Raw genomic sequence first — 17,401 nt, 5'->3', positions numbered from 1 at the left:
AACCTTTCGTCGTTGAACGGATTGGATGATGCACGTGAACTCACGAAATCGGCATTTCTCACCCTGGGACCTCGACCCCCGGCCGCCGCGCGCACTGCGCCGGGCCACCGCGGTGGCCCTGACCGTCGGGCTGGTGGCTACCGCGGCCCTCGTCGGCGGCACCGTCGCAGCCGGCGCCGCACCGCAGCAGGCTCCGCTGGCGGCCATCGAAAAGCCGGCCACCGCGTTCGAGGCCGGCCGCTACGTCGTCACGCTGGCCGCCAGCGCGGTCGCCGCCTACTCCGGCGGCGTCGCCGGTTTCGACGCCACCAAGCCGGCCCCGGGCCGGCAGCTCGACGCGAGATCGAAGAACGCGACCGCCTACGCCGCGCACCTCGCGGCCGAGCAGAGAAAGGTCGCCGCGGCCGCCGGGGTGAGCGTCAGCGTCTCCTACACGACCGCACTCAACGGATTCGCCGCCGACCTCACCGCGGCCCAGGCCGCCGCGCTCTCCGCGAACCGAGAGGTTCTCGCCATCGAAAGGGACGCGATCCGCCGGGTCACGGCGCAGTCCTCGACCGACTTCCTCGGGCTCGGTGATGCCGCCGGCGCCGGCGGCGTCTGGGACGCGGTCGGCGGCGTTGACGCGGCCGGCGCCGGCGTCGTCGTCGGTATCATCGACACCGGCATCGCCCCGGAGAACGGCTCCTTCGCCGGCGACCCCCTCGGCACCGACTCCGGCGACGCTCCGTTTCGCACGGCCGACGGCGGCATCCGCTTCGGCAAGTCCGACGGCGGCACCTTCACCGGCGCCTGCATCGTGGGTGTGCAGTTCACCGCGGACGACTGCAGCACCAAAATCGTCGGTGCCCGGTACTACGTCGACGGGTTCGGCGCCTCCAGGATCGGCGCCGAAGGCGTCGGCGAGTACCTTTCGCCGCGCGACGGCGACGGCCACGGCTCACACACCGGCGGCACCGCAGCCGGCAACCACGCCGTCGCCGCGTCGGTCGGTGGCATCGACTTCGGCACCATCTCGGGCGTTGCGCCCGGGGCGAAGATCGCCGCGTACAAAGTCTGCTGGTCCGGCCCCGACCCGGTCAGCCAGGACGACGACGGATGCGCCACCAGCGACCTCCTCTCGGCGATCGACCAGGCCACGGCCGACGGTGTCGACGTGATCAACTTCTCGATCGGCGGCGGTGCGGCCCAGACCACGGTTTCCGCCACCGACGTCGCCTTCCTGGGCGCGGCATCCGCCGGCATCTTCGTGGCGGCGTCGGCCGGTAACGCCGGTCCCGACGCCTCCACGCTCGATAACGCGTCGCCGTGGATCACCACCGTGGCGGCCAGCACCATTCCGAGCTACGAGGCCACCGCCACCCTCGGCAGCGGCCTGGGCTATGGCGGCGGCTCGATCACGGTCCCCGCCGTCGGCGTGACCGGTGCGCTGGTGCGCGGTGACCTCGTCGCCGCCCGGCGCGGAACAGACCCCTTGCTCTGCGGGCCGAACTCGCTCGACCCGGCCAAGGTGACCGGCACGGTCGTGTTCTGTCAGCGCGGCGTCTATGACCGGGTCGCCAAGTCCGTCGAGGTGAAGCGTGCCGGGGGTATCGGCATGGTGCTGGTGAACAAGACGGCCAGCTCGCTCGACCTCGACCAGCACGCGGTGCCGACGGTGCACCTCAACGCCGAAGCGTTCGTGACGGCCTTCGCCTACGCAGGCACCGCCGGGGCGACCGTGACCCTCACGCCGGGCAACGCGCTCGGGACCACTCCGCCCGCCCCGCAGGTCGCCGGGTTCTCCTCGCGCGGACCGGTACTTGCCGACGGCAGTGACATCATCAAGCCGGACGTCTCGGCGCCCGGGGTCGCGATTCTCGCCGGCGGTGCCAACGCCGCGGGTGCGGCAGGCACGTACCAGTTCCTGTCCGGAACGTCGATGTCGTCGCCGCACGTGGCGGGCCTTGCTGCCCTCTACCTGGGCCAGACGCCGAGCGCGAGCCCGGCCGAGGTGAAATCGGCCTTCATGACCACCGCCTACGACACGGTCGCCGGCTCCGGCGCTGCCGTGACCGACCCGTTCCTGCAGGGCGCCGGCCACGTCGACCCGACGAAGTTCTTCACGCCGGGGCTCGTCTACCTGAACGGGGAGAGCGACTGGATGTCCTATATCAAGGGCGCCGGCTACACCGGGGGCGGCCTGGACGCCGTCACCGCGGTCGACCCGTCGAACCTCAACCTGGCCTCGATCGGCATCGGTTCGCTCACCCGGCCGGAGACGATCACCCGCACGGTGACGTCGACCCAGGCAGGCACTTTCGACGCCTCGGTGTCCGGACTCGCCGGCATCGACGTGACGATCGAGCCGTCCACGCTGACCTTCGGCGCGGCAGGGGAGACTCAGTCCTACAGGGCGACGTTCTCCCGAACGGATGCGCCCGTCGACACGTTCGCGACCGGCTCGCTCAGCTGGACCAGTGGCGCGACCGTCGTGCACAGCCCGGTGGCGGTCAAGCCCGTCACCCTCGAGTCGCCGATCGCCGCCGACGGAACCGGTCTGGCCGGCTCCGTCGGCATCCGCGTGACGCCCGGCACGACCGCCGACATCCCCCTGGCGACCGACGGCCTCGCGGCCGGCGTGCTGCTCAAGGAGAAGAAGGGCGGCCCGGGCAAGGCCTACACCGGAACGGGGCTCCCCGGAACGGAGATCGTCTTCACCGTGCAGGTTCCGGCGGGAACGGTGGTGCAGCGCTTCGACCTTGATTCACTGACCGACGCCGCCGACCTTGACCTGGTGGTCAACCGATTGAGCGGCAAGGGCGGCACGCCGATCGAAGGCTGGCAGTCGGCCACGGCGGCGACGGACGAACACGTCGATCTGCTGAACCCGACGGCCGGGTACTACCAGGTTGTCGCGTCGGTCTTCAGTGGCACCGACCGGTACGACCTGACCACCTTCACGGTCGCTCCGGGTGCCGGCGCCGGAGCGTTCACCGTTGCCCCGAACCCTCTCCCGGGAGTGCAGGGCGTTGAAGCGACCTACACGGCCTCGTGGAGTGGTCTGGCCGCGGGCACGGATTACCTCGGGCTGGTGCGCTACGGCGACACTGGCTTCTCGACGGTCGTGGCGGTGGAGAACTAGCGGCCGCCAGGTTCGTCGGCGAGGGCGGACTCGCCCGCCGCGTCCGGCGTCGAATTCGTCAGGGGTGCGGTTCTGGGCGGGCGGCGGACGGACACCGACCGAAGGCTTACCCTGAGCTAATGCGATTCGCACGAATGCGCCGAGGCGGCGAGCCCCCCGGCGTGAGCCGGCCGCGGCTGTCCCGAGAGGTCTACGTGCTCGGCGTGATCGCGTTCTTCGTGATGGTGGGCTTCGGTGTCGTCGTGCCGGTGCTGCCCGTCTACGTGCGCAGCTTCGGGGTCGGCTACCTGGAAATCGGCGCCGTCGTCTCCGCGTTCGCGCTGATGCGCTTCGTCTCCAGCCCGTTCACCGGGCGCCTGATCGACTGGGCCGGCGAACGCGTGATCCTGGCCTCCGGCATCGGGATCGTCGCCGTTTCCAGCGGGCTGGTCGGCGTGGCCCAGAACTATCCGCAGCTGCTGCTCCTGCGCGGGGCCGGCGGCGTCGGTTCGGCCATGTTCACGGTGGCGGCCATGACTCTCCTGCTCGGCTCCACGGCACCGGGATTCCGGGCCAGGGCCATCGGGTTCTACCAGGGTGGGTTCCTGCTCGGCGGGATGGCCGGCCCCGCGCTCGGCGGACTCCTCGCCACGATCTCGCTCACCGCACCGTTCTTCTTCTACGCCGCGACGCTCGCCGTTGCCGGCATCCTCGGGCTCGTGCTGCTGCGCCCGGTGCGGGGTGGGGTCGTCGCCGCGGCCGGCCCGGTGCCCGAGCGCATCCCGCTCCGAACGGTGCTGCGGGACACCCGGTTCCGCGCGGCGTGCATCGCCAACTTCTCCACCGGCTGGAACTCGTTCGGCGTGCGCAACGCGCTGATCCCCGTGCTGGTCGTCGAGGTGCTGCGGGGTCCGACCGCCTGGACCGGCATCGCCTTCGCCTTCGCGGCCGTCGCGCAGACGGTGGCACTCGCGCCGGCCGCGCGGTTCGTCGACATCGTGGGCCGCCGCCCGGCCATCATCGGGGCATTCCTGGTCGCCGGACTCACCATCCTCGCGGTCCCGTTCGCGCCGAACATCATCGTGCTCACCGCACTTCTCTGCCTCTACGGCGTGGCCTCGGCGTTCATGGGCACCGCTCCGGCCGCATCCGTCGGCGATGCGGCCGGGGCCGGCGGCGGACGCCCCGTGTCGGTCTTCTCGATGTTCTCCGACCTGGGTGCCATCGTCGGCCCGCTCGCCGCCGGGTTCCTCGTCGACAGCGTCTCCTACCCGGTGGCCTTCGGCGTCGGCGCCCTGCTGTTCTTCGCAACCTCCGCCTACGCGCTGCGGATGCCGCGGCAGGCCCGCCCGGCATAGTCCGGCCGAGGGATTGGCTCGGAGCTGACTTCGAAAATTCTTGCACAGAAAGTGACGAACTCTCGACCATACGTGCGTCATGGGCTAAAATCGGAACATGACCAACCTCGCGGAAGACCTCAGGCAGGCGGCCGACGCCGTGGCCCTGCTGGGATCCTCGAGCGCAGATCTTGCTGCCTGCCTGATGACGAAGCGCTGGCCGGTCAGAAGCGAATCGCGTCGGCCCGCCGTCTCCTTGACACCTATGCCGCCTGGATGGCGGCGACCATCGCCCGCCGGTCCCGGCCGGAACTCGGGCACTCAGGGTTGGCCGCTCAGCAGGGGTTCCTCTCGCCGGAGGCCCTGATCCAGAAGTGGACCGGGTCGTCGAAGGGTGACGCCTACAAGCTGGTGGCCGTCGGCACGATGATGGCCGATGCGGAGGCGGCCGAGAAACTCGTCGAGGAGGCGGTCTCAGCGCTCGATGCCGATGCCGCCGAGGTCGCGGCGTTCGTCGCGACGGTGCCGTGGCAGGCCCCGATCGCCCGGGACGTCACGGCCGGAACCCTTTCCGTCGACGCGGCGGAGTCGATCCGGGCTGGGCTCGGTCAGATCGACGCCGCGGTGACCGCGGAAAAGCTCGCGGCGGCACTCGAAGCCTTGCTGGTCGAGGCGTCGTCGCTGAATGCCGACCAGGTCTTCACACGTGCGAGACGGATGCGCGACACGCTCGCCGAGGCCGGCATCGCCGCCCGGGAGAAGCAGGCCTACGACGACCGCTACCTGCGTGTGTACCGGCTGAACAACGGCAATGTCCGCCTGAACGGGCTCTTCTCGCCGGAAGACGGCGAGGTCGTGCTCTCCACCTTCGACTCCATTACCGCTCCCCGCCGTGGAGGGGTGCGCTTCGTCGACACGGAGCGGGCCGTCTGGGCGAAGAAAATGCAGGACGACCCGCGCAGCAACGAGCAGATCGCCGCGGACTCACTCCTGCAGCTGCTCAAGATCGCCGGCGAGGCCGACCCGGGCCGGGTCTTCGGCGGGCGCCGGCCGTCGGTGCGGGTGATCGTGACCGAGAAAGCGCTCGAGAGCGGTGAGGCGGGTCAGTCGGGTCAGGTGGATCAGTCGGGTCAGACCGAGCAGGTCAACGAGCACGGCCCGGGCAAACCGGCCGCGCACGGGCAGATCGAGGGCAACCCGGTCCCCATCTCCCAGGAGAGCATCGACCGTCTCCTCTGCGAGACCGGCTCCCGCGGCATCACGTTCGACGCCGACGGCCAGATCATCAACGTCGGCCGCGACGAACGACTCTTCACCGAGGCACAGCGGGCCGCGATGGCCGTTCGTGACGGCGGATGCCTCTGGATCGACTGCGACAGACCACCGGCGTGGAGCGAAGCGCACCACATCAACGAATGGTTTAAAGACAACGGGCACACCGACCTCGCCGACGGAGTACTCCTCTGCCACCCGCACCATCTGCTGCTGCACAACCAGCATTGGACGATCATCCGAACCGGCACGCAATATTGGCTCCGGCCACCGGCGGAGGTCGACCCGGAACAGACGCGGATCGCACTGCCGAGCAAGCGGGCGGAGCTGTAGGCAGAGTGTTCGGCCCGTGGTTCCAGGTCTCTGGTCCCTGGTTTCGACAAGCTCAACCACCGGGGCGAACCGGCAGTGCGCCGGCAGTGCTGCGTCGGTGGTTCTAGCGCAGTTCCGCGCGACCGGAGATGACGCCGCTGACCGTGGCCACTAGGGCGAAGACCACCGCGACCAGCGGCAGGCCGAGGTCCCACCAGGCCAGAGCCGCGGCGCCGAAGACGCTGATCTCGATGATGGCCTTGCCGAACGGGTCGAGGCGGAAAACCGCCTTGGGGGAGCGGAACAGCGCCCAGAGCACAATGGCGAAGGCAGGGGCAAGGATGCCCACGAGCAGGCCCGGCCAGGGCAGCGGCCAGGCGGCGAAGCCCCAGATGCCCAGGCTGATGAACGCGAACAATTCGAGCAGGAAGCGCACGATGTCGTTGGGGCTGGTACTGGTCGTCGCGCTCGTATCGGTCACTCGCCCCATCCTACCGAGAGGCGGGAGGCTACCTGAAGATGATGGTGCGGGCGCCGTCCAGCAGAACGCGGTGCTCGGCGAACCAGGTGACCGCCTGGGTCAGGGTGCGGCTCTCCTCGTCCTGTCCGATGGCGACGAGCTCGGCCGGGCTGCGCGAGTGGTCCACCCGCATGACGTTCTGCTCGATGATCGGACCCTCGTCGAGGTCGCCCGTGACGAAGTGGGCCGTCGCCCCGATCAATTTGACCCCGCGGGCGTGCGCCTGCTTGTAGGGGTTGGCGCCCTTGAACCCGGGCAGGAAGGAGTGGTGGATGTTGATGGCGCGGCCTTCCAGCAGCGTGCAGAGTGCGGGGGAGAGGATCTGCATATACCGGGCGAGCACCACCAGCTCGATGTCGTGCTCGGTGATGGCCTCGACGACGCGAGCCTCGAAGGCCGCCTTGCTGGCGGCATCCGTCACCGGACGCGACTCGAACGGCACCCCGTAGAAGCCGACCAGGTCGCGCAGCGTGCCGTGGTTGCTCAGCACCAGCGGAACCTCGATGGGTAGCTGGCCCCCGCGCTGGCGGAAGAGCATGTCGTTGACGCAGTTCCCGGCGGTCGAGGCCAGGATCAGGGTGCGCTTGGGACGCCCGACGACATCGATGACGGATTCCATGGCGTATCTGCGCACGACCGGGGCGAGCTCGTCTTCGAGATCAGCCTGGCTCGCCGCGGATTCCACCTGCAGCCGCATGAAGAACCGGCCGGTGTCGGCGCTGGTGAACTGTTGGCTCTCGGTGATGTTGCCGCGCGCCCGCACGATCGCGCCGCTGACCGCGTGCACGATACCCGGCTGGTCGACGCAGACGAGAGTGATCACCCAATGGTGGCGCGGGTTCGGTGCGAGGGAAGAGGTCATCGGACTAGGTTACCGGCCCCCTGCCGCACACTCCGCCCGTCGGCTAGGCTGTAAAGCGGTCGGCGCAGCACGCCGGCCCCGGGCGCGCACGTCGGCGCGCAGTCGATCCGGACCGGCCCGCGGCACACCCGCGCTGCCCCTGTTCCCGTCTGTGAGCCACAGAGCCATGTCATTCACCGCACCCATCAACCTGCCCTCGCTGGACGCGCTGGACGCGCTGGACGCGCCGCACGCGCCGGAGAGCATCACGGCCGCCGCCCGACCCTTCCCCTGGGTGGGCCTACTCGCCCTGGCCGCCGCCGTCTTCCTCTCCGTCACCTCCGAAATGCTCCCGACGGGCCTTCTGCCCGACATGAGCCGGGCACTCGGGGTCACCGAGGGACAGGTCGGCCTGCTCGTTTCCTGGTTCGCGTTCACCGTGGTGCTCACGAGCACCTCCCTCGCCCACCTCACCCGGCGCCTACCGCGGCACGGCCTGATTGTGCTCGTGCTCGTGGTGCTGGCGATCAGCAATGTGCTCACTGCCATCGCCCCCAACTACGCCTTCATGGTGGGCGGGCGCATCATCGGCGGAATGGCCCACGGCCTGTTCTGGGCCGTCGTCGGCGCCTACGCCGCGCACCTCGTGCCGCGGGAACAGATCGGCCGCGCCGTGGCCATCACCGTCTCGGGCGGCACGCTCGCCTTCGTGTTCGGGGTGCCCATCGCCACCGCCGCCGGGCACCTGCTCGGCTGGCGGCTGTCGTTCCTGACCCTCGCCGCCCTCATGCTGATCGGCGCGGTCGTCGTCTGGCGGTTCCTGCCGCCGGTGTCGCACTATGGTGCTCGCGTGACGGATGCCGCGGCAAGCGATCCGACCGCGGCCGGCACCGCGGGGGCCGCCGCCGCTCATGCCGCCACTGCTATCGCGGAACCGCGTCGCGATCCGACCATGCGCGCCGTGATCCTGCTTTCCGTGATCACCGGCCTGACCATGGTCGGGCACTACACGTTCTACACCTACATCGCCCCGTTCCTGATCGACGAGATGGGCGTGGACTCCGGCGCGGTCGCCCCGCTCCTGTTCGCCTATGGGATTGCCGGCGCGGTCGGCCTGGTGCTCTCCGGCACGGTCTTCGGCCCCCGGCCGCAGCTCGGGCTCGTCATCGGCATCGCCGTGTCGGCGCTGAGCGTGACCGTGCTGGCACTCTTCGCGGCGACGCTGCCGGTTGCCATCACCGCCTTCGTGCTCTGGGGTCTGGCCTTCGGCATGCTGCCGCCGCTGCTGCAGACGCGGCTGCTGCGTACGGCCTCGCTCCGCATCCGCGACACCGCCAGCGCCATCTACACGACCGCGTTCAACGCCGGGATCGGCGGTGGCGCCCTCCTCGGCGCCGCGCTGCTCGGCTCGGCCGGGATGCAGGCCGTGCCGCTGGTCTACGTCGGAATCCTGGCGCTGGCCTTCGTGCTGGTGATCGTCAGCGACGTCGTCGTGCGCCGCCGGGCGGCCTGACCGACGGCGTGCCGATCTGACACGGCTGAGACGACACGATTGAGGGGCGCGGAAGCATCCGCACCCCTCAATCGCGTCGGTTCACCGGCCGCCGATGTACGGGACCGCTGCGAGGATCTCGATCTGGATGCTGACGTTGGTCGGCGTCGTGTACGCGACGGTGTCGCCGACGTGGGTTCCGATGATGGCCTGGCCGATCGGTGAGGACGGGGAGTACACGTCCACCTTCACCTCCGGGTCGAGGGAGACGAGTTCACGCTCGCCAAGGAGGAACACGGTCGCCCGGGTGTCGCCGGAGAGCATCGCGGTGATCCTCATCCCGGGCTCGACCAGGCCGTCGTCCGGTTTGACCGAGGCCTCGGCCTGGCGGAGGGTCGTGCGCAGCTCCCGGATTCGCTCGGTTGTGGCCGCGTTCGGGTTGGGGTCGCTGCCCAGCACAGCGAGCTCCTCGATCAGGAGGGCGAGCGAGCGGGGTGGCAGCCACACCGATTCGGTGGTCATAGGGTTCTCCGTAAATCGCGAGACAATCTGCCGCGCAGTGATCAATCGGCCATGCTAGCCGCCCCGCCTCTCGACACGGGGAAACGGAGATCGGTGGCGTGGCGGCTACTGCTGGTGGTCGGCGTCTTTCTGATCGGCGCCCAGCAGCTGGTCCGACAGCGGGCGGCTGGGGAGGATCGGCACCTGGCCGGTGAAACCCTCACGGGCGGCGGCGATCTCGAGAATACGGCCGCGGCAGGCGTACCAGCCCACGATCAGGAGCGGGATGATGATCACGAGTGAGCTGATGGTGAGCGTGCCGACCGGCCAGTCGAAGGCCATCAGCACGAGCACGGCGACCAGGAAGGCCAGGCTGGCGTACCCCGTATACGGAGCCCCGAACATCCGGAACGCCGGTCGCTGCAGGATGCCGAGCTTCGACCAGGCGTGCAGGCGCAGCTGGCAGAGCACGATCATGCCCCAGGCGCTGATGATGCCGATGGCGGCCATGTTGAGCACGATCTCAAAGGCCTTGTCGGGCACGACGGCGTTCAGGCCGACGCCGAGCAGGGTGACCACGCCGGTGAGCAGGATGCCGCCGAACGGCACGCCGGTCCGGCTCACCTTGCCGGCAAAGCGCGGCGCCGACCCTGCCAGCGCCATCGACCGCAGGATGCGCCCGGTCGAGTACAGGCCCGCGTTGAGCGAGGACAGGGCGGCCGTGAGCACGACCAGGTTCATGATCACGTCGACGCCGCCGACACCGATGGTGCCGAAAAAAGTGACGAACGGGCTTTCGCCGGCCTTGTACGCGGTGTAAGGCAGCAGCAGCGACAGGAGCAGGATCGAGCCCACGTAGAACACGGCGATGCGGATGATGACGGTGTTGATCGCCTTCGGCATCACCTTCTCCGGGTTCTCGGTCTCCCCGGCGGTCGTGCCGACCAGTTCGATCGAGGCGTAGGCGAAGACGACGCCCTGCACCACGAGAACGGATGCGATCAGCCCGTTCGGCAGCCAGCCCCCGTTGTCCCCGATCAGGCTGAAGCCCGCCTCCTGGCCGGGGATCGGAGTGCCGAAGATGACCATCCAGGTGCCGACCAGCAGGAAGGCCACGATGGCAAGCACCTTGATCAGGGCGAACCAGAATTCGAGTTCGCCGAACACGCTCACCGACAGGAGGTTCAGGGAGAGGACGACGGCAAGGGCAGCGAAGGCGTACAGCCACTGCGGCACGTCGCCGAAGGGGGCCCAGTACTTGGCGAAGAAGTTCATGTACAGCGCCACGGCCGTGACGTCGACGATCGCGGTCATCACCCAGTTCAGCCAGTACAGCCAACCGGTGACGAACGCCGTCTTCTCGCCGAAGAACTCGCGGGCGTAGGAGACGAACGAGCCCGACGAGGGGCGGTGCAGCACGAGTTCGCCGAGCGCGCGCAGGATCAGGAACGCAAAGAAACCGCAGATCGCGTACACGAAGACGAGGGAGGGCCCGGCGGTGGCCAGGCGTCCGCCTGCCCCGAGGAACAGGCCGGTGCCGATGGCCCCGCCGATGGCGATCATTTGCACCTGTCGGGCCTTGAGGCCCTTGTGCAGACCCTCGTCCTCGTGCACGATGAGGGCATCCGAGATGTGCTCGAACGGCGTCTCCACGCCCCGACCGTGGTACTCGGGGTGGTCTGGTTTATGGGGGAGTTGAGTCCCCCGGCTTGCACGCGTCATGGGGCTCTTTACGATTAACGGGTTTTGGCCAACCCTAGCGGCCCCCGGACGGGGCTGGCGTCCACGGCCTCCGGTAGACTGTCTTCGACATTCGGACTTCACGAGAGCCGGGAGGCCGCATGGCGACGATCCTCCTGACTTTCGCTGCCCTGTCCGCGCTCACCCCGATCCTCACGCGGTGGCTCTCGACGCGCGTTTTCTACGTCATCGCTTTGCTCCCCGCGACCGCCTTCGGCTACACCCTCTCTCAGACCCGGGCCGTGTCGACCGGCGCAGCGATCACCGAGAGCGTCCCGTGGATTCCCGCGTTGGGTATCTCGCTCTCGTTCCGCGTCGACACCCTCGCCTGGCTGCTCGCCCTCGTCGTGACCGGGGTCGGCGCCCTCGTGCTCGTCTACTGCGCCCGCTACTTCAACGCCGGCGAACCGGCGCTCGGACGTTTCGCGGCGGTCCTGCTGGCATTCGCCGGCGCGATGTATGGACTGGTGACATCCGATGACATCGTCGTCATGTTCATCTTCTGGGAGATCACGAGCGTGCTCTCCTACATTCTGATCGGGCACTACACGTTCAAGCGGGCGAGCCGCGGGGCCGCCCTGCAGGCGTTGCTGGTGACCACGTTCGGCGGGCTGGTGATGCTGGTCGGGGTCGTCATCCTCGCGGTGGAGGCCGGAACCACGTCGCTCGCCGCCATCGTCGCCGACCCCGTCACCGGCCCGGCTGCCACCTGGGCGGTGCTGCTCATCCTGGTCGGCGCGCTGTCGAAGTCCGCGCTCGTGCCCTTCCACTTCTGGCTCCCGGCCGCGATGGCGGCGCCGACCCCGGTCAGCGCCTACCTGCACGCGGCGGCGATGGTCAAGGCCGGCCTCTACCTGGTCGCCCGTCTCGCACCGGGCTACGCCGACACGCCGGGCTGGATGCCGGTGCTCGTCACCCTCGGCGTCGGCACCATGCTGGTCGGTGCGTGGCGTTCGCTGCGCCAGTACGACCTCAAGCTGGTGCTCGCCTACGGCACGGTCAGCCAGCTCGGGTTCCTGATGGTCGTCGTCGGCTTCGGCACCCGGGACGCGGCGCTCGCCGGGGTCGCGCTGCTCCTCGCGCATGCCCTCTACAAGTCGGCGCTGTTCCTGACCGTGGGCATCATCGACCACCGCGCCGGCGCCCGCGACTGGCGGCAGCTCTCCGGCGTGGGGCGCAACGCGCCCGTGCTGGCCGCGATCGCCCTGGTGTCGGTCGCCTCCATGGCGGGCATCCCGCCGCTGCTCGGCTTCGTCGCGAAGGAAGCCGTGTTCACGGCGTTCCTGGAAGCCGCACTGGCCGGCGACGGATGGGGCTGGGTCGCCCTGATCGGCACCGTGCTCGGCTCGGTGCTGACGGTCGCCTACAGCGCCCGCTTCTTCTGGGGTGCCTTCGGAACCCGGGTGACCCTCGCGGACACCGCGCTGCACCCCGCCCGCTGGGACTTCCAGCTGGCGCCGGGGCTGCTGGCCGTGGCCACCCTCCTGCTCGGCCCACTCGTCTTCCTGCTCGACCCCGTGCTGGCCTCCTATGCCGACACCGTGCCCGGCGACGGCGACTACCACCTCGCGCTCTGGCACGGCTTCGAACCGGCGCTCGCCCTGAGCGCCGCGGTGGTCGTTCTCGGCCTCGCACTGTTCTGGAAGCGGCGAGGCGTGGCCCGGTTGCAGGGCACCGTGCCGGCCTACGTCGACGCCGGCCAGGGCTACGGCTACACCGTGCGCGGCATCGACCGAGCCGCGGCGCGCATCACCCATTTCGCCCAGATCGGCGGACTGCCGCAGTACCTGTCCACCATCCTCGTCGTCTTCGTGCTGGCGCTCGGGTTCGCGGCCTTCGTGAACCGCAGCTGGCCGGACCAGGTCGTGCTCTGGGACTACCCCGGCCAGGTGGCGATCGCCCTCACCATGGGCATCGCCGCGGTGATGGCCGCGCGCGTCGCCGAGCGGATCACCGCCGTGCTGCTGGCCGGAGTCACCGGCTACGGCCTGGTCGCTCTGTTCGCGTTCCACGGCGCCCCCGATCTGGCCCTGACCCAGGCGCTCGTGGAAACCATCACCATCGTCGTCTTCGTGCTGGTGCTGCGTCGGCTGCCCCAGAAGATCGACCAGCGCAACCGGCCCGTTCACCCGCGGCGGCGCGCGGTGATCGGCGTGCTGGTGGGCGCCGTGATGGGCACCATCGGTGTGATCGCGCTCGGCGCCCGGCAGGCCCCGAGCATCGCCGCGGAGCTGCCGCGACTCGCGGTCGAGGAGGGGCACGGACACAACATCGTGAACGTGATGCTCGTGGACATCCGTGCCTGGGACACGATGGGCGAGATCTCCGTGCTGATCGTGGTGGCCACCGGCGTCGCGAGCCTGCTGTTCGTCTCGGGCCGCAACACGGTCGTGCCGCGGCTGCGCGAATCGCGGAAGCTCCGGTCTCTGCCGCACCGGCGCACGGTGGTCGCCGACCCGGCCGCGCCCTCCGAGGGGCATGCCGTCACCCGCCAGTCCTGGCTCCTGGCCGGTCGCACGGTCGCCGAGAAGGACCGCTCGATCATGCTCGAGGTGTTGGTTCGCCTGCTCTTTCACCCGGCCATGATCGTCTCGGTATACCTGCTGATCGCCGGGCACAACGCGCCCGGCGGCGGTTTCGCCGGCGGACTGATCGCCGGCCTGGCCCTCGTCTCCCGCTACCTCGCGGGAGGCCGCTACGAACTGGGCGAGGCGGTGCCCGTCCACCCCGGCAAGATTCTCGGGCTCGGCATCGTGCTGGCGGTCGGGATGGCCGTGGTCTCCCTCTTCTTCAGCGGCATCCCGTTGGAATCCGCCTACTTCGAAACCACGGTGCCCGTGCTCGGTCCCCTGTCCTTCGGCACCTCGACGATCTTCGACGTCGGCGTATACCTGGTCGTGGTCGGTCTGGTGCTGGACATCCTGCGCAGCCTCGGCAGCGAGGTCGACCGCCAGCAGGAAGCCGGGGAGACCGAGCCCCGCTCGCAGTCGCAGCAGGGTGCGGAGGCCTCGGCATGAGCGCCTCCCTCACCCTCGTGATCGTGATGGCGGTCATGTACGCCGCCGGGGTCTACGTGATGCTGGAGCGCAGCCTCACCCGGGTGCTGATCGGATTCCTGCTGGTGGGCAACGCGACGAACCTGTTGATCTTCATCATGAGCGGCCGCCCGGGCAACTCGCCCATCGTCACCGGAACGGCCGCCGACGCCGCGATGGCCGACCCGGTGCCGCAGGTGCTCATGCTCACCGCCATCGTGATCAACTTCGGTATCACGGCGCTGATCCTCGCGCTCATCTACCGGTCCTGGTGGCTGGCCCGGCTGGGCGACGAGGGTGACACGGTCACCGACGAGCATGCGACCGAGACTGTGGCAGGCACGGAGAAGTCCTTCCGCTCGGTCACCGAGGACGAGGCAGCCAGCCAGGAAGACCTCGACGCGAGCGAGCGCGAGAGCGAGCTCGATGCCCCTGCCGACGCGCCGGGCAAGGGGATGAAGCTATGAATCTCCTCGTTCCTCTGGTTGTCACGATCCCGCTGCTCGGAAGCGCTCTGACCCTCGCCTTCGGCCGCCGTCGCCCTCAGCAGATCGTGGTCAGCGTGATCGCCCTGACGCTGGTGGCGATTATCGGCGCCGTCCTGCTGGTGCAGGTCGATCAGACCGGCCCCGCCGTCGTGCACGTGGGCGGCTGGGATGCCCCGTGGGGCATCGTGCTCGTCGTCGACCGTCTGTCCGCGATCATGCTCCTGGTCTCGGCGCTGATGCTGCTCGGTGTGCTCCTGTTCGCCGTCGGGCAGGGCATCGTGGACGGCGACCGGGAAACACCGGTGTCGATCTTCCACCCCACCTACCTTGTGCTGGCGGCCGGGCTGTTCAACGCGTTCATCGCGGGGGACCTGTTCAACCTCTACGTCGGCTTCGAGATGCTGCTCTCGGCCAGCTACGTGCTGTTGACGCTCGGTGGCACGGGTGCGCGCATCCGCGTCGGCGTCACCTACATCGTGGTGAGCCTGGTCTCCTCCATCCTGTTCCTCAGTGCGATCGCCCTGATCTATGGCGCCACGGGCACCGTGACCATGGCGCTGATCGCCGACCGGGTGGCGGACCTCCCGCCCGACGTGCAGCTGATCCTCAACTTGCTGCTCCTGCTCGCCTTCTGCGTGAAGGCCGCGGTCTTCCCGCTGTCGTTCTGGTTGCCCGACTCGTATCCCACCGCTCCGGCCCCGGTCACGGCGGTGTTCGCGGGTCTGCTCACGAAGGTCGGCATCTACGCGATCATCCGCACGCAGACCCTGCTCTTCCCCGACAGCGTGCTGTCGGTGCCGTTGATGGTGGTGGCGTTCCTGACCATGATCGTGGGCATCTTCGGGGCGCTCGCGCAGGCGGACATCAAGAGACTGCTGTCGTTCACTCTGGTGAGCCACATCGGCTACATGATCTTCGGCATCGCGATGGGCACGCCCCTGGCGATCGCGGCCACCATCTTCTACGTCGTGCACCACATCACGGTGCAGACGACCCTCTTCCTCTGCGCGGGGCTGATCGAGCGGGTGGGCGGCACCACCTCGCTGGCACGGCTGGGCGGGCTGCTGAAAGCGGCGCCGTTCGTGGCCTTCCTGTTCTTCGTGGGGGCGCTCAACCTCGGCGGCATCCCGCCGTTCTCCGGTTTCCTCGGCAAGATCGCCCTCTTCCAGGCCGGCGCGGACATCGCCGAACCGGTGACGTACATCCTGATGGGCGCCGGAGCCGCCACCTCGCTGCTCACGCTCTACGCCCTGGCCCGGGTCTGGAACATCGCCTTCTGGCGCGGGGCAGGCGAGGTCGAGGACTACGAGTCGCCGATGCTCGATGCGCTCCTCGAGGATCCCGACGACGAGGGCGCGGTCACGACCCGCACCATCTCGCCGCTGATGACCGCCGCGACGACCGCGCTGCTGCTGCTGACCGTCTCGCTCACCGTGTTCGCCGGGCCGGTTTTCGCACTCACCACCCGCGCCGCCGCCAACATCGAGACCCCCGCCACCTACATCGACGTCGTCTTCCCGAACGGCACGCCATGAGCACCCCGAAGCAGCGCCTCGCCACGTTCGCGAATCAGGTGCCTTTCTTCCTGGGGCTCGTGCTGCTGTGGATGCTGCTCTGGGGCTCCTTTTCCTGGCTCAACCTGCTCACCGGAATGTTGCTGGCCGCCATCGTCTCCGTGGGCTTCTACCTGCCCGCGGTGGAACTCGGTCTGCGCCTGAACCTCTGGTACACGCTCATCTTCCTGGGCCGACTCGGCTTCGACATCGTGCGTGGTTCGCTGCAGGTGGCCGTCCTCGCGCTCTCCCCGCGCTACACGCCCAGCAACGCCATCGTCGCCGTGCACCTGCGCACCCGCAGCGATTTCATCCTGACGCTGACCGGGGTGTCGACGTCCATCGTCCCGGGCGCGATCGTGGTCGATGTGGACCGGGTGCGGTCGACCCTGTACCTGCACGTGCTCAACGTGCATCGGCCGGACCAGGTGGAACGGTTCCGGAACGGCGTCCTGGACGAGGAACGCCGGATCGTGATGGCCCTCGGGTCCCGGGAAGACATGGAACGTCTCCGCCGGGTCCGCGGCGAGGACCGGAGCGAGCAAGACCAACGCGCACGCGACCAGCATGCGCACGAGAAACGAAAGCGGGGAGGAACCGCCTGATGCACATCGTCGCCGTTATTGCCGGGGTGCTGTTCGGGGCCGGCGCCCTGTGCGCCCTCCTTCGAATCGTGCGCGGCCCGACCGTGCTGGACCGGGTCATCGCCTCGGATGTCCTGGTCGCGACCGTGATCTGCGCGATGGGCGCTGAGATGGCGTTCAACCGGCACACCGACACGCTGCCGGTGCTGCTCGTTCTCGCCCTCTTCGCGGTGCTCGGGTCGCTCAGCGTCGCACGCTTCCTTCCCGTGGAGGACAGCGAATGAGCGACGACCTGCAAGACGTGATCTCGGGGGTTCTGGTGCTCGCCGGGGCCGTGATGTGCCTCGCGGCCGGGATCGGCGTCATCCGTTTCCCCGACGTGTTGTCGCGGCTGCACGCCGCCACCAAGCCGCAGATCTTCGGGCTGATGGCGATCACGGCCGATGTGGCCCTGAACAACTTCACCGTGGGCACCGTCACCCTCGTCATCGCGATCGTCGTGTTCCAGGCGTTGACCGCCCCGGTGGCCGCGCACATGGTGGGCCGGGCCGCCTATGACACGCACCATGTGCGCGTCGACGTGCTCATAATCGATGAGCTGGGCACCCGGCCCGACTGATAAG

Annotated in this window: 14 protein-coding genes; 10 read left to right on the top strand and 4 right to left on the bottom strand. The window is 69.1% G+C overall.

From position 1 onward, the window contains the following. Positions 1-34 precede the first annotated feature (34 nt). From E3O18_RS09490 to E3O18_RS09480, 3 genes are all read left to right on the top strand, one after another. Positions 35-3,124 carry a S8 family serine peptidase gene (locus E3O18_RS09490; protein WP_241978163.1) on the top strand — a complete coding sequence of 1,030 codons (3,090 nt, stop codon included), beginning with the start codon at positions 35-37 and terminating at the stop codon, positions 3,122-3,124. Positions 3,125-3,243: 119 nt separating this feature from the next. After that, entirely contained in the window at positions 3,244-4,461 is a 1,218-nt protein-coding gene (locus E3O18_RS09485; RefSeq protein WP_241978162.1) for an MFS transporter, read from the top strand. A gap of 255 nt (positions 4,462-4,716) precedes the next feature. Then, positions 4,717-6,045: a DUF222 domain-containing protein gene (locus E3O18_RS09480; RefSeq protein ID WP_134417986.1), complete on the top strand. Its 1,329-nt coding sequence runs from the start codon at positions 4,717-4,719 to the stop codon at positions 6,043-6,045. A gap of 103 nt (positions 6,046-6,148) precedes the next feature. Here E3O18_RS09480 and E3O18_RS09475 read toward each other — a convergent pair whose 3' ends face one another. Both E3O18_RS09475 and E3O18_RS09470 read right to left on the bottom strand, forming a co-directional pair. Beyond that, positions 6,149-6,505 (bottom strand): YrdB family protein, encoded by a 357-nt coding sequence (locus E3O18_RS09475; RefSeq protein WP_241973364.1) that lies wholly within the window; start codon positions 6,503-6,505, stop codon positions 6,149-6,151. A gap of 28 nt (positions 6,506-6,533) precedes the next feature. Next, complete coding sequence (locus tag E3O18_RS09470) at positions 6,534-7,406, bottom strand: formyltetrahydrofolate deformylase (protein ID WP_134395077.1); 873 nt, start codon at positions 7,404-7,406, stop codon at positions 6,534-6,536. Between the two features lie 166 nt (positions 7,407-7,572). Between E3O18_RS09470 and E3O18_RS09465 the strand changes: the two genes are divergently transcribed. Then, positions 7,573-8,898 carry an MFS transporter gene (locus E3O18_RS09465; protein ID WP_134417985.1) on the top strand — a complete coding sequence of 442 codons (1,326 nt, stop codon included), beginning with the start codon at positions 7,573-7,575 and terminating at the stop codon, positions 8,896-8,898. A gap of 81 nt (positions 8,899-8,979) precedes the next feature. On the opposite strand, the gene E3O18_RS09460 is transcribed toward E3O18_RS09465, so the two are convergent. Both E3O18_RS09460 and E3O18_RS09455 read right to left on the bottom strand, forming a co-directional pair. Beyond that, on the bottom strand, positions 8,980-9,399 hold the full coding sequence (locus E3O18_RS09460; protein ID WP_134395075.1) for a GreA/GreB family elongation factor: 420 nt from the start codon (positions 9,397-9,399) through the stop codon (positions 8,980-8,982). 105 nt (positions 9,400-9,504) lie between these two features. Continuing rightward, on the bottom strand, positions 9,505-11,031 hold the full coding sequence (locus tag E3O18_RS09455; RefSeq protein ID WP_241976628.1) for an amino acid permease: 1,527 nt from the start codon (positions 11,029-11,031) through the stop codon (positions 9,505-9,507). Between the two features lie 188 nt (positions 11,032-11,219). Here E3O18_RS09455 and E3O18_RS09450 point away from each other — a divergent pair, with 188 nt between their 5' ends. Genes E3O18_RS09450 through mnhG form a run of 6 tightly spaced genes read left to right on the top strand, consistent with a single transcriptional unit; the run spans position 11,220 to position 17,397 of the window. After that, positions 11,220-14,135: a Na+/H+ antiporter subunit A gene (locus E3O18_RS09450; RefSeq protein WP_134417984.1), complete on the top strand. Its 2,916-nt coding sequence runs from the start codon at positions 11,220-11,222 to the stop codon at positions 14,133-14,135. Next, entirely contained in the window at positions 14,132-14,620 is a 489-nt protein-coding gene (locus E3O18_RS09445; RefSeq protein WP_134398017.1) for an NADH-quinone oxidoreductase subunit K, read from the top strand. Before E3O18_RS09450 ends, E3O18_RS09445 begins: the two co-directional genes overlap by 4 nt. Further along, complete coding sequence (locus E3O18_RS09440) at positions 14,617-16,176, top strand: Na+/H+ antiporter subunit D (protein ID WP_134417982.1); 1,560 nt, start codon at positions 14,617-14,619, stop codon at positions 16,174-16,176. The genes E3O18_RS09445 and E3O18_RS09440 overlap by 4 nt, the downstream gene beginning before the upstream one ends. Further along, positions 16,173-16,799, top strand: coding sequence for a Na+/H+ antiporter subunit E (locus E3O18_RS09435; RefSeq protein ID WP_134395070.1), 627 nt, complete (start codon positions 16,173-16,175; stop codon positions 16,797-16,799). Before E3O18_RS09440 ends, E3O18_RS09435 begins: the two co-directional genes overlap by 4 nt. After that, positions 16,799-17,062: a monovalent cation/H+ antiporter complex subunit F gene (locus E3O18_RS09430; RefSeq protein WP_134395069.1), complete on the top strand. Its 264-nt coding sequence runs from the start codon at positions 16,799-16,801 to the stop codon at positions 17,060-17,062. Before E3O18_RS09435 ends, E3O18_RS09430 begins: the two co-directional genes overlap by 1 nt. Next, positions 17,059-17,397: a monovalent cation/H(+) antiporter subunit G gene (mnhG, locus tag E3O18_RS09425; RefSeq protein ID WP_134417981.1), complete on the top strand. Its 339-nt coding sequence runs from the start codon at positions 17,059-17,061 to the stop codon at positions 17,395-17,397. Before E3O18_RS09430 ends, mnhG begins: the two co-directional genes overlap by 4 nt. The last annotated feature ends 4 nt before the right edge of the window (positions 17,398-17,401 follow it).

The organism is Cryobacterium sp. TMT2-42-4 (genome assembly GCF_004402645.1).
In the GTDB taxonomy this organism is placed as follows: Bacteria; Actinomycetota; Actinomycetes; order Actinomycetales; family Microbacteriaceae; genus Cryobacterium; species Cryobacterium sandaracinum.
Note: the sequence above shows the minus strand (reverse complement) of the source record. Positions and strands in the feature narration are given on the sequence as shown.